Below are 14609 nucleotides of genomic sequence, written 5' to 3'. Positions count from 1 at the left end.
AACTGCGCGCAGCTCGGGTACCGCCCGGTCATACCCGGACCGAGATCGCCGCGGACAAGGTGGCGGCGACCCGATCGAGGAACTCGCCGAGCAACGGTCCCGCGGTGGGTGTCACCGGGAAGCGGGTGCGCAGGGCGAGCCCGTCGTCGGTGCGGGTGAACCACATCTGCACGTCGTCCAGCGGTGCGCTGCGGCTGAACTGGGCCGGATTGCGCGGCACCGTGCGGGTGGTGTCGCTGCGCGAGCCGCCGGGCAGTCGCCGATAGTCGGTGTAGGAGACGCTGAACAGGTCCTTCCTGGTCCGGCGCAGGTCGCTGCCCATCGCGGCGAGGAACTGCGTGGCGGGCACCTGAGCGAGCCGCTGACCGGTGCGGATCGCCTGGTCGGCGCCCTGCGCGGTGGCGCAGAAGTCGTGCGCCACCGGCACATGCGCCGGTGCGTTGGACACCAGCCAGCCGAAGGTGTTGTGGTGGCGCGGTTCTCGCCGGGTGTGCACCGGGAACACCAGATCGGTGCCCGCCCGCCCACCGAGTTCGGCGGCGGCCAGCGCCACCGCCGCGAGCAGGGCCGCGAACATCGAATATCCGTCCGCGCGCGACTTGCGGTGCAGCGCATCGGTGGCCATCGCGCCGAGCAGCAGGCGGCTGTCGCTGCCGAACGGCGCCAGCGTGCCCGCGGGTACGCCGAGATCGAGCGGGAAGTGCGGCAGGTCGTTGCCCGCGGCGTGCAGGAAATCGCGCCAGGCCCGGATGAGCGGGCCGGTGCCCGCGGCGGGGACCGCGGCCTCCCTGGTGGCGTAGGACAGGAAACTGCCCGGCTCGGGGAGCCGGTCGGCGGCCGCGGCGGCGCCGTCGGGTCCGTCCTCGAGCGCGGCCCGATACAGCACGTCCAGTTCGGTCACCGCGATGGTGATCGACCAGGCGTCGCAGACCGCGTGATCGAAACCGCAGACCACGGTGGAGGTTTCGGGCCTGCTGACGGCGCCGAGGAAATACGGTGCGAAACCGAACGGCGCGCAGGCCGCGTCGAGTCGAGTGCCGAGGACGGTGCGCAGGTCGTCGGTGCTCGAGGTTTCGACGGCGGGCCGGGGGACGAGCCGGATATCGGTGTCCACCACCACGTGGACCGTCGGCGGGTTGCCCTCGGCGGGTGGTTCGAAGCTGCAGTGCAGCGCGTCGTGGCGCGGCAGCCACGCCGAGAACGCGGTCTGCAGGGCGGATTCGTCGATCGGGCCCGCCACGTCGAAGGTGGCGGCCAGCCAGGTCGTCGGTCCGCCCGAGGACAGGTGGATGGTCTGGTTGGACGAAGCGGGTGTCGCGTCCGGCGTGGGGCCGGGTTCGGCGAGCGCGGTCCACTCGAGCAGGGTGCCCGGTGGTGCGCTCAGGTGTTCGAGAAAGAGCAACTGCATCAGGACCTCGCGAAATCCGGGGCGGCCGCCACGTATTCGCCGGTGGTGGCGATGGCGCGCAGAGCGGTGCGAATCGAGTCGAGATAGGCCGCCGCGGATGCCGCGGCGGTGGGGGTGTCGGGGAACATCATGCTGACGTGCAGGCGGTCCAGTTCCCGGCTGAACCACATCGGCGAGGTCTGCCCCATCCGGGCGCGTGAGCCGAGCCCGTTGATCCCGGACACGTTGGGCAGCGCGTTCTCCAGTGCCGCACCGGAAATCGCGCGGACGTCCATGTAGGACACCCACGGCCATTCGGTGGTCACCGGCAGCGGCGCGCCGGTGAGTTCGGCGGCCCGCTGCAACGCTGCGTGGATCGGCACGCCGGCAAGGGGTTTCACCCAGTCCAGTGCGACGCCCGCGCGGCCGACGAGATCGGTGAAGCTGTCGGTGGGATCGAGGTCGAACGAGATCGGCAGCAGGTTGATGAACCAGCCCTGGGCGAGCTGATACTGCGGTTCCTGCCGGGTGCCGACCACGTTCAGCCCGAGATAGTGCGTGCGCCCGGCGAATTGGAGTTCGGCCAGCGCGATCGCCGCGAACAGACCCGCGGAGAACGAGCCGCCCGCCGCCTTGCACGCGTCCGAGAACGCCTCGCACTGCGCGGCATCGAGCAGGTCGACCTTGGTGCCGCGGCTGTCGGCCAGCTCGCCCGGCGCCAAGCCCAGGTCGATGGGCAGCGGCCGCACGTTGTCGGCGTTCTCGGCCAGCACCGTGGCGAGCCGGTCGAGTTCCGGCGGGCGCGCGGCCACCGCGGCCCGTTCGGCCCTGGCGAATTCGACATAGCTGCCGACGGGCAGCAGCACCGGATCCTGACCGGTCGCGTACGCCGTGTACAGCGCGTTCAGCTCGAAGATCGCGGTGACCAGCGAGAGACCGTCGCTGAACGCGTGATCGGTGTTGTAGACCAGGGTGAAGCCGTCGCTGCCGTGGTCGATGGCGCCGCAGAGGAACGCGGGCCACTTGGTCGGCTCGGCGCTCTCGTGGAACTTCTCGACCAGCAGGTCACGCAGTTGCTCACCCGAGTCGAACGTGCCGACGGTGGTGGTCTCGAGTTCGACCGCGGCGGGATCGAGCAGGTAGCGGGTGAGCTCGAACCGGCCCTCGGTCTCGTCCAGGGCGAACCACGAGCGCAGGCTCTCGTGGCGCTGCAGGAACGTGGTGAAGGCGCGGCGCAGCGCGTCCGCGTCCAGCGGGGTGGCGACGGTGAAGCACAGCGACAGTTCCGAGGCCAGCGGATCGTCGGTATGCCGGCGCGCGGCCCAGCGGCGGATGTGCGACTCCTGCACGTAGGTCGGCGGTGCGTCGGAGGGTGCGGTCGCCGCGGTCGCGGCCTTGCTCGCCGCGGTGGTGGTGAACTCCAGCAGGACCCCCGGTTTCGGCAACCAGTCTTCGGTGAGGGTCATCTCCATGACAGCGGCGCTCCTTCGATCGGGCGGATTCGAGCATCTCCGTAGCGGGTGAATTCGGCCAGCAGATCGCGCATGCGCAGCACGTGCCGGTGGATGTCGCGGGTGGCCTTGCTGGTGCCGGGGTAACGCATGTTCAGCGTCACGCCGGTGGGTGTGCGGACGAACCAGAAGAAGAACTCCTCCGGGGACACGTTGCGGCTGCGCAGCCAGCGGGTGCCGGTGTCGACCCAGGTGTCCGCGGCGTGCGCCGAACGAACGTCCATGTAGGACACCATGAAAGAGATGCGCGGCCGCTCGCCGAGCAGTTCGCAGACCCGGGCGAACGGCACCGTCGCCGCGCTGCGGGTGCGCCGCAGTTCTTCCCCGGCCGGGGTGATCAGCTCGGCGAGACTGCGGGCGGGGCCGCAATCCAGTTGGAACGGCGCGAGTCCGACGAACCAGCCGAGGGTATCGGCCCATTGCGGCTCGGAGCGGGTGTGCAGCGGGATCACCGTGCGGAAGTCCCGGCCCGCGCCGAGTTCGGTGGTGGTCACCGCGAACGCGGCGAGCAGCGCGGCGAACAAACCCTGGCCCTGCTGCCTGGCGACCGCAGAGGCGGCGTCGGCGGCGTCGGCGTCGAGCACCTCGACCGACAGATTGCGCTGCGGCACCCGGCGCGGTGGCGCCTCGGCGGGGCCGGTGAGCTGGATCGGCGCGGCCGCGACCTTGCTGAGTGTGCCGCAGGGCAGCGAGTTCTCGGTGTGGTCGGGAAAGAACGTCCGCCAGGTCGTCACCGCCGGGGTGTCCGCGGTGGCGTCCGCCGCGCGGACGCGTTCGTCCTGGCAGAAGTCGACATAGCTGCCGGTGTCGGGCAGGCGGGCCGGTTTCCCTTCGCGCACGGCCTGATAGAGCGCGTGCAGCTCGCCGCCGGTGGAGACGGTGGAGTAGCCGTCCATGATCGAGTGATCGGCCGCGAACACGACGGTGAAGCCGTCGCGGTTCGCGATTGTCACGCAGACGTAGGCGGGCCAGCGCAGCGGCGAGGTTCCGTCGTCGAGCAGCCCGTTGACCAGCCGATAGGTGGCCATCGTCGAGGCAGGCGCGCCCGCGTCGACCGGCTGCACCCGGATTCCACCGGGCGGCAACGTGTATCGGACCGGTCGGCCACCCTCGATGGTGACGTGCGAGCGCAGTCCTTCGTGCCGGTCGATCCAGGCGTCGAAGGCCGTGCGCCAGGCCTGCGGGTCGAGCGGTCCGTCGATCCGGAACGCGTGGCCGAGCCAGTAATGTCGGCGATCTCGTATTCGACTGTGCTCCACCGCGTCCCGGAGGTGGTGCTCGTGGTTATAGGAGACGGCCCGCGTATCTCGTGGCCAGTCGGCCCAGTGCGAAGTGGCCGTCGGGAGCCACTCGATCACCCGGCCGCTCGGCAACGGATAGTCGGCCAGTTCGATGAATTCCATGACACACCTTCAGCTGCCCATCGGCAATCCCCGTGCGCGGTAGGGGAATTACCGATCCGAATAGTGACAAGAATTTCGGCCTGCATCCGAGAACTTTGTCCGAACGGTCCCGGGACGTCATCGTCGGACCGGGACGAGACAAACTGTAGAAGAAATTCCCGGCGAATGTGTCGGTGAGGTGAGTCACCGGTATTTGCCGGAGGTTGCCGGACAACGGTGTTGCGGGCCACGCAATCGCGAGCGGCAGCGCCGCAGCCAGCGGATATATGAAATACTTAATGTTCAGATAGCTGAGAGATAGCGTGACAATGTGTCTCAAACCACCTGGAATTCATCCTAGGTTTTCGCGATTTTTACAGGTGGAGGGTCTGAAGGTGGGCTGAACGTGACCTGCGGCATACCTGGGCCGGTCGGATCGGCCCAGGTATGCCGGGCGGTCAGCCGGTGAACGCGGACGCCGGCGCCAGCGGAACTATGAGGCTGGACGGTCGTACGGCGTCCCGGTGGATCTGCTGCGACGAGCCGGCCAGGCGGGGCAGGTCGGTGGGGATCGGCATGGTCGACGGGAACGTGCCGCTCGTGATGCGCACGCGCAGCGCGTGCCCGGGCTCCAGGCGATAGAAGGTCGGGCGGATCTTGATCGCCAGTTCGGTCACCTCGCCCGGCGTGAGCAATTGCTCGGCATCCTTGCGCACCACGTGTTCCGGTGCGTAGATGGTGCCATCCGTTGCGCGCCAAGTCTTTTCATCGTTCAGGGTGCGCTGGCTGGCGAGCTGGGAGCCGCCGGTGATGTTCACCGCCGTGCCGTCGGGGGCGACATCGTCGAGCCAGACCTGGAAGGCGGCGTCGTTGCTCGTCGAGGACGCGTAGAGCTCGACGCTGCTCGGTCCGGCCAGCACGGTCGGTTCGGTCACCGGATCCATCGTGTAGCGTAGGCCCGCGGTCGGCTCCTGCACCCACTCTGTACAGGGGTTGTAGGCGTTGAACAGCCGGAACAGGAAATCGAACAGGCCGGCGCTGTACTGGCCGAGGCTCTGCCGGTTGCAGATGGTGTCGATGCCGGTGTAGTCCAGCCGATCCGAGGCGTCGGCGGCCGCGGGCGGCTGCGCCACCAGGCGGTTGCCGTCGAAATAGCGCCGCTGAATCGCGGCCTGTTCGAACGGATACCGCGCGGTGGCCACCGCCATATTGTTCGGGTCGATCACATGCAATGGCGTGTCGGTTTTGTCTATTCCGTTCGGAATGTCCTTGAGCCACCGGTCGAACCACGCGACGGTGATCATGTCGGTATCCAGCCGGGAGCCGGGACCGAAGCCCAGACCCACGTGGTACCAGGGGCCCATCAGCAGCTGAAACCGGCCGTCGGTGGCCTGACCCGGCGCCATCGGCGCGAACTGATCCTTGCCCGCGGCGATGTTCTGCAGCTGGGAGTAGTTGCGCCACGGCCCTTCCTGGTACAGATCCCAGAGGCCGCCGACCTGGTACATGGCGATGTCGTTGTCCACCACCCGACGCAGGTCGGTTTCGAAACGCCGGTCCTGCCACCACTGGCCGTCATAGGCGAGCGGGCCGCCCGCATACGCCTCGAGCAGCAGTTTGATGGTGCTGTCGGCGGAGACCACGGCCTGCAGATGGTCGACCAGCGACCGGATGAACTGCTGCGGCGACACCACGGCGGTCATGAACGGGCCGATCAGGCTGAGATAGGGCACCAGCACCGAGATCGCGGTCAGCAGGATCGGGCTCATCATGCCGTCGTGGCCGAGCACCTCGTTGAAGATGTTGTTGGGCATGGCCATCGGCACGATCGCCTTCAACGGCGAACCGGGCGAAACGGATTCGGCGGTCCGCAGCGCCGAGAGCGCGGGGAACGAGTAGCCGTACATGCCGACCTTGCCGTTGGAGCCCGGCAGCTTCGCGGCCCAGTCGACCAACTGCGCGCCGTCCACACCGTCCTGCTGCGAGGCCGGATTCCACGCGCCGGTCGACCCGCCGGTGCCGCGCACGTCCGCGATGACCTCGATGTACCCGCGGCGCACCAGCATGTCCTGGGCGCTGGTGCCCTGGTTGATGATGCGCCGGGCGTCCTTCAGCTGGTCGGGCAGCGGAATGTGGAAGGTGTCGATCACGCTGGTGACGGCGGCGGTGAGCGCGCTCGTCACCGCGCCGTAGGTGGTGAAGTTGACGACGACCGGGAACTCGCCCGCGGCGCGCTGCCCCGTCGCGGGGTCGGTCGGATAGCGCACCTCGGTCTGCAGTTGGGTGCCGTCGGCGAGCGGCACGATATGTCCCAATTCATAAGCGACGCCGTAGCGTTCGGGCGAGGGCTGGTAGCCGGCGGGCAGGCCGAAATCGGCGGGCGCGTTCGGGACCGGGCCTGCGGTGGGGACCGCGTGCGCGGCCGGGGTGAACTGGATGATCAGTCCGACGGCGGTGCACGCGGCGGCGACCGTCACGGTGCGGCGGGAAACCCGCGTCCGGGAAGCAATTCTCAACTACCTGAACCTTTGCTGGGCGGTGGTCGAGGTCAAACGGCCTGCTACCCGTCCATCGGCTGGTGCGCGGATCGAGTGCGGAGAACAGTGGCCGCCGCGTCCCGGATTGTGTCCAGGCGAGTCGGCGCCACGCCTGACCTCATCGTCGGTACCCAGCACAACGCATAGGCGGGGTACCGCAACACTGACAATTCGCAAGAGCGCGCGAACAGTCTTTGGAAAAGTGCCTAAAAGGTTGGGCGTGAGCGGGTTACGGAGCGAACGCCGCGGACTCCAGGCGCCGGGCCAGCCGCGCGGCGGACAGCGTCATCGCGTCGGCGGGACGATGCGGGTCGAGTCCGGTCAGCTCGTGCACCCGGGACAGCCGGTAGGTCACCGTATTCCGGTGCACGTTGAGCTGGCGAGCCGTCGCCAGCTGGTTGAAACCGCTGTCGACGAACACCTCCAGCGTTTCGGCCAGCATCGGCTGCGCGTCCAGCGGCGCCAGCACCGCGGCCAGGCCGGGACGCGCGGCATCGCTCACCGCGACGGTGTATTCGAACTGCAGATTCTGTCTGCGGCACAGGATTTCGCGCTTGGTCAGGCACCGGCCCAGTTCCGCGAGCACCCTGGCCTCGGCGTACATCGCGGGGATGGCGTCCTTGCTGCGGGCGGCGCCGACGCCGACCCAGTACGGCGGTGGCTCGGTGGGCTCCTGCACGGGCAGTCGTGCGGTGAGCCCGCCGAGGGTGGCCGAACCGTCGTCACCCGGTTGCAGCGGGATCAGCGCGGTCCAGCCGCCGGCGTCCAGGCGCAGGAACACGCCCGGGATCGCCTCGACCCGGTGCCGCAGCGCCGACGCGGGCCCGCCCCGGGTGCCGCACAGGCGGAACACCGCGACGAGGAACGCGTCGGCCACCGGGATCACCGGATCGTTGGCCCATTCCACCGGATCGCGGCCGGTGAGCAGCGCGTCGGCGATGCCGCGTCGGCGCTCCATCAGTTCCCAGCGGGGGTCGTGCACCCGCTGGGTGGCCGCGCCGGCGATCCGCGAGGTGACCAGCGTGACGTACTTCAACAGCACCAGCGACGCGTCCAGCAGCAGCTCACGCTCCGGCGGACTCGCCGAGGCGCGCAACCGTTCCCAGATGAACGCCGCGCCGAGCCGGTAGCGCTCCAGCACCTCGGGCAGTGGGGTGCCGTCGCGCAACCGGTCCATCGCGAGTTCGACGAGTTCCCGGGTGTCCTCGTCGGTGGGTTCTTCGCCGCGGCGCAGGTATTCGAAGAACAGGTCGACGTTGAGCTTGGTGCCCCGGGCGAAGTCCGTTTCGACCAGCGACTGGGGCAACCGCTCGTAGGGCGGGATCGACGCGTAGAACCCGTCGAGCATCGACGCGGTCCGTCGATGGAGGTCGTCGAACACCCGTGTCCGCGATGGCATCATGCTGGTCTTCTTCCCGGACTAGGTCGAGTACAGGGCCTCGATCGTATCTGTGTAACCGCTGGAAATCGGCTTGCGCTTGAGTTTGCCGGTGGCCGTCAGATAGTCACTGCCGTTCTCCCACACCTCGGGGAGCACGATGTACTTCTTGATCTGTTCCACCCGGGAGAGTTTGCTGTTGGCCGCCGCGATGCCCTCCTCGATCGCGGTGAGGATCACCGGGTCCTTGGCCAGCTCCGCGACCGTGGTCCCGGTCAGGTTGTGCCGCTGGGCGTAGGCGGCGGCCAGATCGGGGTCGAGCAGCAGCAGCGCGGTGTTGAACGGACGCTGCTCGCCGATCACGACGACCGTGGACACCAGCGAGCAGTTGTCGGTGACGGTGTTCTCGATGTTGGCGGGGGACATGTTCTTGCCCGCCGCGTTGATGATGAGTTCCTTCTTGCGGTCGATGATCGACAGGTAGCCGTCACTGTCGATGGTGCCGATATCGCCGGTGTGCAGCCAGCCGTCGGCGTCGATCGTCTCCGCGGTCTTGGCCGGGTCGTTGCGGTAGCCGCGCATCACCATCTTGCCGCGGATCAGCACCTCGCCGTCTTCCGCGAGCATGATCTCCGCGCCGGGCAGCACGGTGCCCACGGTGCCGATCTTGATCCGCTCCGGCGGGTTCAGCGTGGCGCCTGCCGTGCACTCGCTCATGCCGTAGCCCTCGCACAGCGGCAGACCCAGGCCGAGGAAGAACTCGTGCACCTCGGGCGGGATCGCGACCGATCCGGTCACCGCGACGCGCACCTTGTCCAGGCCGAGCCGTGCCCGAATCGGCGCGAGCACAAGACGATCCGCGAGACCGAGCTGCACCCGGTCGAGCGCGCCCAGGGTGCGGCCGTCGGACACGGCGCGGGCCTGCTTGCGGCCGATGTCGATCGCCCAGCGCACCAGCCTGCGCTTGACCGGAGCCTCCGCGGCGAACCTTTCCTCCAGTGCGCCTTTGACTTTCACCCAGACCCGGGGCACGCCGAGGAACACGCTCGGATGCACCTCGCCGAGCGCGGCGGCGACCTGCTTGAAATCGGGCACCGTGGTGATCTGTGCGCCGGTGAGCATGGTGAGGTAGTGCGCGAACCAGCGGTTGGCGGCATGCGCGTCGGGCAGGTAGGAGATCACCCGGTCGTCGGCGGTGCCGCCGCCGAATTGGTCGAGCACCCTGGCGTTCTCGATGAAGTTGGTGTGGGTGAGCTCCACGCCCTTCGGTGGCCCCGTGGTGCCGGAGGTGTAGACGATGGTGAGCAGATCCTCGGGCCGCACCTTGCGCCAGGTGTCGTCGAAATCGAAGCCGTCGGCCGTGCGCTGCTCGACCTCGGCGAGCGAGAGGGTGCCCTCGGGCGCCTCGTCCACGCTGATCACGTGCTGGACGTGGATGCCCTGCTCGGCCGCCTTGGCGACCGCCGCCAGGATCTTCGGGGCGAACTGCTGCTCGCAGATGACGACCTTGGCGCCCGAGTTGTCGAACTGGTAGGTCAGCAGATCGACCGGGTTGGTGTTGTAGACCGAGAACGGGGTCGCGCCGGTGTGCAGCACGGCGGTGTCGCAGAGGTGGAACTCCGGGCGGTTGGTCAGCATGATCGCGACCGTGTCGCCGGGCGCGACGCCCAGCGCGGCGAGCCCGGTGGCGATGGCGCGGACCCGCTCGCCGTATTCCCGCCACGTGATCGAGACGGCACCGCCGAAGGTGCGCAGCGCGACCGCGTCGGAGTATTTGGCGACATTCGCCTGGAATGCCGCACACAGCGTGTCCGGGCGGCCGGTGACCGCCGGGACTGTCGTTGAAACCAAGACCTAACCTCTGCTACCGAAGGGCTGAGGCCCGCGCCGCTCGTTCGGGGAGACGGAGATGACCTCATCGTCACTATTAAGCACAACGCATGAGTGAGCGTCTTCGCTAGCGGCAAACGCGCAGAGTGTGACGCGCAGCCTTGTGCACTTGACCAAGTTTTTTCCTCACTGGCAGAGCGGCCACGAGCCGGGATGGTCGACCGGCAGGCTCGGCGCCGCCAGGGCGGTCTCGGTGGCTGGGGAGAAGCAGTTCGCTCCGGCGCTGCCGAGCCGGCCGCCGCCGAAATCGATGACGGATCCGGTGCCGAGGGTGCCGGTGCTCTGGGTCAGGACCACGTCGCCGCTGAAGCGCGAACGCTCGACCTTGCCGGTGAGCTCGGCCAGGTCGCCGACGGTGTGCACGTGCAGGTCGGCGACGGCCGCCTCGGTCACCGTGGTGTCGGCGATCTCGAACGTCATGCGCGCCCGGGCGGGCGCGGGACCGCTGGGGGAGTAGGCGTAGACGCCGATGCCGTCGGCGCTGCACTGACTGAGCTGTGCGTTGCGCAGCGTGAGCGCGGTGGTGTTGTCCCGGCCGAAACTGGCCGAGAACAGGCAACTGCCGAGGTTGCCCGGTACCACCGGATTCAGCACCGCGGCCAGGAAGCTGGAGCGGGCGGCGGTGAGCCCGTCGATGGTCATCACGTGGCGCGCGCCTTCGGCGCTCAGATTGAGATTTTCGACGATATCGCCCGGCACGTCGATGAATTCGCTGTTGGTCAGGGTCACCTCGCTGTCCGGGGTGCCGTTGCTGGTGACGAATTCGATGCCGTTGGCCGAGAAGTGGCCGCCGCCGTGCCGATAGCTGTTGCGGTCGATGGTGATTCGCATGCGCGCGCGGTCGGCGGCGTTGACGAACAGGCCCTCGCTGTCGGCCGCGGCGTTGAGCGGGTCGTGCTCGGGCACCGCGATCTCGCGCTGGGTGTTGCCGCGCAAAGCGGCGGTGAGCGAGGAGGTTCCGGTGCTCTGCAGGCCGACGGCCAGGACCGACAGCTTCGCGAGGCCCTGATTGATCCGCTCGGTCAGATTGCCGGTGAGGGTGGCCGACACCTGCGCCGTGCCGGTGGTGCGGACGTCGATGCCGTCACCGCACGGAGTGTCGTGCACGGTGTTGCCCTCGATGGTGAGCGTGCTCGCGCCCGCATCGGAGTCGACCATGATGGCGGCCCAGCCGTTGTTGAGCGCCACCACATTCGGTGCGACCGGCAGTGACGTGCCGAACGGCACGCCCAGCATCGGCGGGAACGGCTGCACCAGGAATCCGTCGTGGCAGGCCCGGTTGGTCGCGGTCACGGTGTTGCCGCTCAGGGTGGTGTTCCCGACGTTGCGACCGTAGATCCCGCCGCGCTGGGCCGCGGTGACCGTGAGATCGCGGACCTCGGTGTCGGGGGCCAGCCGGATCGCGTCGCCGTCCAGTGCGCCGGTCGTATTGGCCACCGCGGCAACGCTTCCCGGCGCCTTGCTGCCGATCAGGTGCTGGCCGCGTTTGAGCGCCAGACCGCCGTCGAGCGGCGCCGTGCCGAGCGGTGCAGGCAGCACGACGATGGTGTCGCCCTCGCCGGAAGCCTGCTGTACGGCCGCCAGACTGGTGAAAGGCGCTGTCTCGGTGCCGCTTCCGCCGGCCGCGGCGGTCGCGCTCACATACCAGGTGCGGCCCTGGTCGGCGACCGCCTGCGTGGGCGCCGCGGCGAAGGTGAGCAGACAGCAGAACGTGCCGATCGCGGCGAGCTGCGGCGAGGTGAGTTTCATGGGGCCTTCCGGATCGATCTGGTTGATCCAGCCCACCTGATGTGCGCCGCGCGGGGTATCGGCAGAATGCCGAACCTGACCTTGCTTCTTTGTGCCTATGCCCGGTCCGGTCAGTGTGCCGCCGCGGCCTCGAGCGGATAGGGCGGATCGCCGATGCCGACGATGCGCAGGTTGCCCCAGGGGTCGCGCTCCTGTAATCGCCCCGCGGTGGGGTAGCGGCCGGGGAGCGCGAGGAACACCTCGGCGCGTCCGGGATCAGGGAGTTCGTCGCCTGCCGTCGCGGTGATCCGGCCGTACCAGTGATACCGGCCGTCGATCGGGTCGGCGTGCCCGCTGAGCGCGACCGTCACCGGTAGCAGCGCGCCGGGCGCGTCGAGCATCGCCGGACCCGAATACTCGTATGCCGGTTCGCGATCCGCGGCCACGGTGAGGTCGTAGTGGCCGGGGTCCGGATGCCGCATGGCCCGCCAGTAGGACACGCTGGAGCCGGGCCACGCGGCGCGGTTGACGCCGTGCTCGTCCAGATACCAGCTCTGGCAGCCGCCCGAATTCCACACTGTCCCGGCGAGTTTCGCTTGGGTGCGGCGGTTGAACTCGTGCTGGGTCGCCGAACGCACCTCGATCCGGGTGTTGCCGGTCTTGCGCAGCAGTTCGACGCACTGGCGGATATAGCGCGCCTGCGCCTCGATCATGAAGATGATCGACTGGTGCCCGCCACCGGAATTGGGGCCGACGATGAGAAACAGGTTCGGGAACCCGTGCACCGCGACGCCGAGGAAGCCTTCCATGCCATTGCGCCACGCGTGCGGCAACGTGAGTCCGTTCGCGCCGACGATGTGCTGGTCGGCGAACCGGTCGGAAATCTTGAAACCGGTGCCGTAGACGATGGCATCGAACGGTTCCTCGGCCCCGTCGACGGTGGCGATGCCGGTCTCGGTGAGCCGGGCGATCGGCGTGGTCTGCAATGTGACGTTCTCCCGCTGCAACGCGGGATAGTAGTTGTTGGACACCAGGATTCGCTTGCAGCCCAGCCGGTAGTCCGGGGTGAGCCGCAGGCGCAGTTCGGGATCGCGCACCTGTCTGCGCAGGTGGCCGCGCGCGACCGACTCCACCCGGCGCATCAGCTCCGGATTCATGAACGCGGGGATCATCGACTCGTAGCCCCAGTAGATCGCCCAACGGTAGAGCCGTTGCGCGCCCGGCAGATACCGGAACGCGCCGTGCTCCAGCGCGGACAGCGGCCGGTCGGGTTTCGGCACGATCCAGTGCGGGGTGCGCTGGAAAACCGTCACCTGCGCGGCGTCCCGGGCGATCTGCGGCACGAACTGCACGGCACTCGCCCCGGTGCCGATCACCGCGATCCGCTTGCCGCGGACGTCGAAGTCGTGATCCCACTGCGCGGAGTGAAAGCTCTTGCCGCGGAACTCTTCCCGACCGGGAAAGGCCGGAATCGAGGGCTCGTGCAGCGGACCGGGCGCCATCACGACCAGGCGCGGACGCAATTGTCGCCCGTCCGCGAGCCCGACGGTCCAGCGGTCCTCGGCATCGTCGAAATCGAGTGTCACCACCTCCGCGTGGAATCGCAGGTGGGTGCGCAGGTCGTACTTGTCCACGGTGTCGCGCAGATAGTCGAGGATCTCCGGCTGTCGCGCGAACATGCGCGTCCAGCGCTGATTCTGCTCGAAGGAGTACGAGTACATCAGCGACATGACATCGCAGCCCGCGCCCGGATACGTGTTCTCCCGCCAGGTTCCGCCGATCTCACCGGCCTTCTCCAGCACGACGAAATCGTCTATGCCCGCCCGGCGCAATTCGATGGCCATGCCGAGACCGCCGAAACCCGCACCGACGATGACGATATCGGGTTCGGGGTTCATCCGAGCAACCCCCGCTGCCGCCAGATCCACTCGCCGATCGGGCCGATGAGTCCTTGTTTCTGCAGGAACGCACCGAGATTCGCGGCACCGACGCCGAGCGCCCGCTTGGCGTCGGGGTTGCTCGCCGCGATCCGGCGGGCCGCCCGGCCGTCGAGGCCGGCGCGGTCGTACATGTGCCGGTTGGTCAGCAGGTAGACGAACAGCGGGGCCGCGACCGCGACACACAGCCGGGTGTAGGCGAGTTCGGCCCGCGACATGGTCGGCACCCGCCTGGCCAGCGCGTCCCTGGCGAAACCGATATGGCGCGCCTCCTCGGTGACGTGGATGCGCATCGCGCGAGACACCAAGGGCTGCAACTCCGGATCGTCGAGCGTGCGGCGCTGGATGGCATCGAAGATCTCCTCGCCGACCAGCGCGCCGACCCAGGTCATGGAGCCGCGCAAGAAGAGCGGCAGCACCCCGATGGCCATCCGGCCCGCCCGGCGCGGCCAGTACGGCCGGGCCTCGATGCGATCGATCAGTTTGCCGAACATCATCATGTGCCGGCACTCGTCGCCCATTTCGACGAGCGTGTAGTGCGAGTGCCTGGTGGTCGGGTCGTCGGCCATCAGCTCGCGCAACAGCAGCCGGTTGAGCAGGTTCTCGAACCAGATGCCGACGGAGAGCACGTTCGCGAGTTCCTGACGGGACAGTTCGCGGCGCTGCTGCGGGGTCATCGATTCCCAGAGTGCGGTGCCGTACAGCGAGACCACCTCGGCGGGCAGGAAGAGTTTGTCCGGATCCAGGGGCGCGTCCCAGTCCATGTCGATCACCGGGTCGTAGGACTTCTTGACCGATCCGGTCAGCAGGCGCTGCGCGAAGGACTCCTGGGGGATCAGTGCGGCGTCGTTGCCCATGA

At 68.5% G+C, this 14609-nt stretch carries 9 protein-coding genes; all 9 read right to left on the bottom strand.

Annotation, left to right across the window (positions count from 1 at the left end):
- Positions 1 to 28 precede the first annotated feature (28 nt).
- Positions 29 to 1408 (bottom strand): condensation domain-containing protein, encoded by a 1380-nt coding sequence (locus NVU01S_RS27650; RefSeq protein WP_063776056.1) that lies wholly within the window; start codon positions 1406 to 1408, stop codon positions 29 to 31.
- Positions 1408 to 2859, bottom strand: coding sequence for a condensation domain-containing protein (locus NVU01S_RS27645; protein ID WP_043679738.1), 1452 nt, complete (start codon positions 2857 to 2859; stop codon positions 1408 to 1410). Before NVU01S_RS27645 ends, NVU01S_RS27650 begins: the two co-directional genes overlap by 1 nt.
- Positions 2850 to 4301: a condensation domain-containing protein gene (locus NVU01S_RS27640; RefSeq protein WP_052281246.1), complete on the bottom strand. Its 1452-nt coding sequence runs from the start codon at positions 4299 to 4301 to the stop codon at positions 2850 to 2852. The genes NVU01S_RS27645 and NVU01S_RS27640 overlap by 10 nt, the downstream gene beginning before the upstream one ends.
- A 437-nt stretch (positions 4302 to 4738) precedes the next feature.
- Positions 4739 to 6796: a CocE/NonD family hydrolase gene (locus NVU01S_RS27635; protein ID WP_082032385.1), complete on the bottom strand. Its 2058-nt coding sequence runs from the start codon at positions 6794 to 6796 to the stop codon at positions 4739 to 4741.
- A gap of 250 nt (positions 6797 to 7046) precedes the next feature.
- The gene (locus NVU01S_RS27630) at positions 7047 to 8219 is read right to left on the bottom strand and encodes a PucR family transcriptional regulator (RefSeq protein WP_014986175.1); all 1173 of its coding nucleotides are present in this window, start codon (positions 8217 to 8219) and stop codon (positions 7047 to 7049) included.
- Between the two features lie 18 nt (positions 8220 to 8237).
- Positions 8238 to 10046, bottom strand: a complete 1809-nt coding sequence (locus NVU01S_RS27625) for an AMP-dependent synthetase/ligase (RefSeq protein WP_052281245.1) — start codon at positions 10044 to 10046, stop codon at positions 8238 to 8240.
- A gap of 165 nt (positions 10047 to 10211) precedes the next feature.
- Positions 10212 to 11834, bottom strand: coding sequence for a right-handed parallel beta-helix repeat-containing protein (locus NVU01S_RS27620; protein WP_156161906.1), 1623 nt, complete (start codon positions 11832 to 11834; stop codon positions 10212 to 10214).
- Positions 11835 to 11944: 110 nt separating this feature from the next.
- Positions 11945 to 13711 (bottom strand): DUF4873 domain-containing protein, encoded by a 1767-nt coding sequence (locus tag NVU01S_RS27615; protein ID WP_043679728.1) that lies wholly within the window; start codon positions 13709 to 13711, stop codon positions 11945 to 11947.
- Entirely contained in the window at positions 13708 to 14607 is a 900-nt protein-coding gene (locus NVU01S_RS27610; protein ID WP_043679725.1) for an AurF N-oxygenase family protein, read from the bottom strand. Before NVU01S_RS27610 ends, NVU01S_RS27615 begins: the two co-directional genes overlap by 4 nt.
- Positions 14608 to 14609 lie beyond the last annotated feature (2 nt).

The sequence above is a fragment of the Nocardia vulneris genome, from assembly GCF_001613425.1.
Taxonomy (GTDB): Bacteria; Actinomycetota; Actinomycetes; order Mycobacteriales; family Mycobacteriaceae; genus Nocardia; species Nocardia vulneris.
The sequence above is the reverse complement of the archived record's forward strand: the minus strand, read 5'-3'. Positions and strand labels throughout refer to the sequence as shown.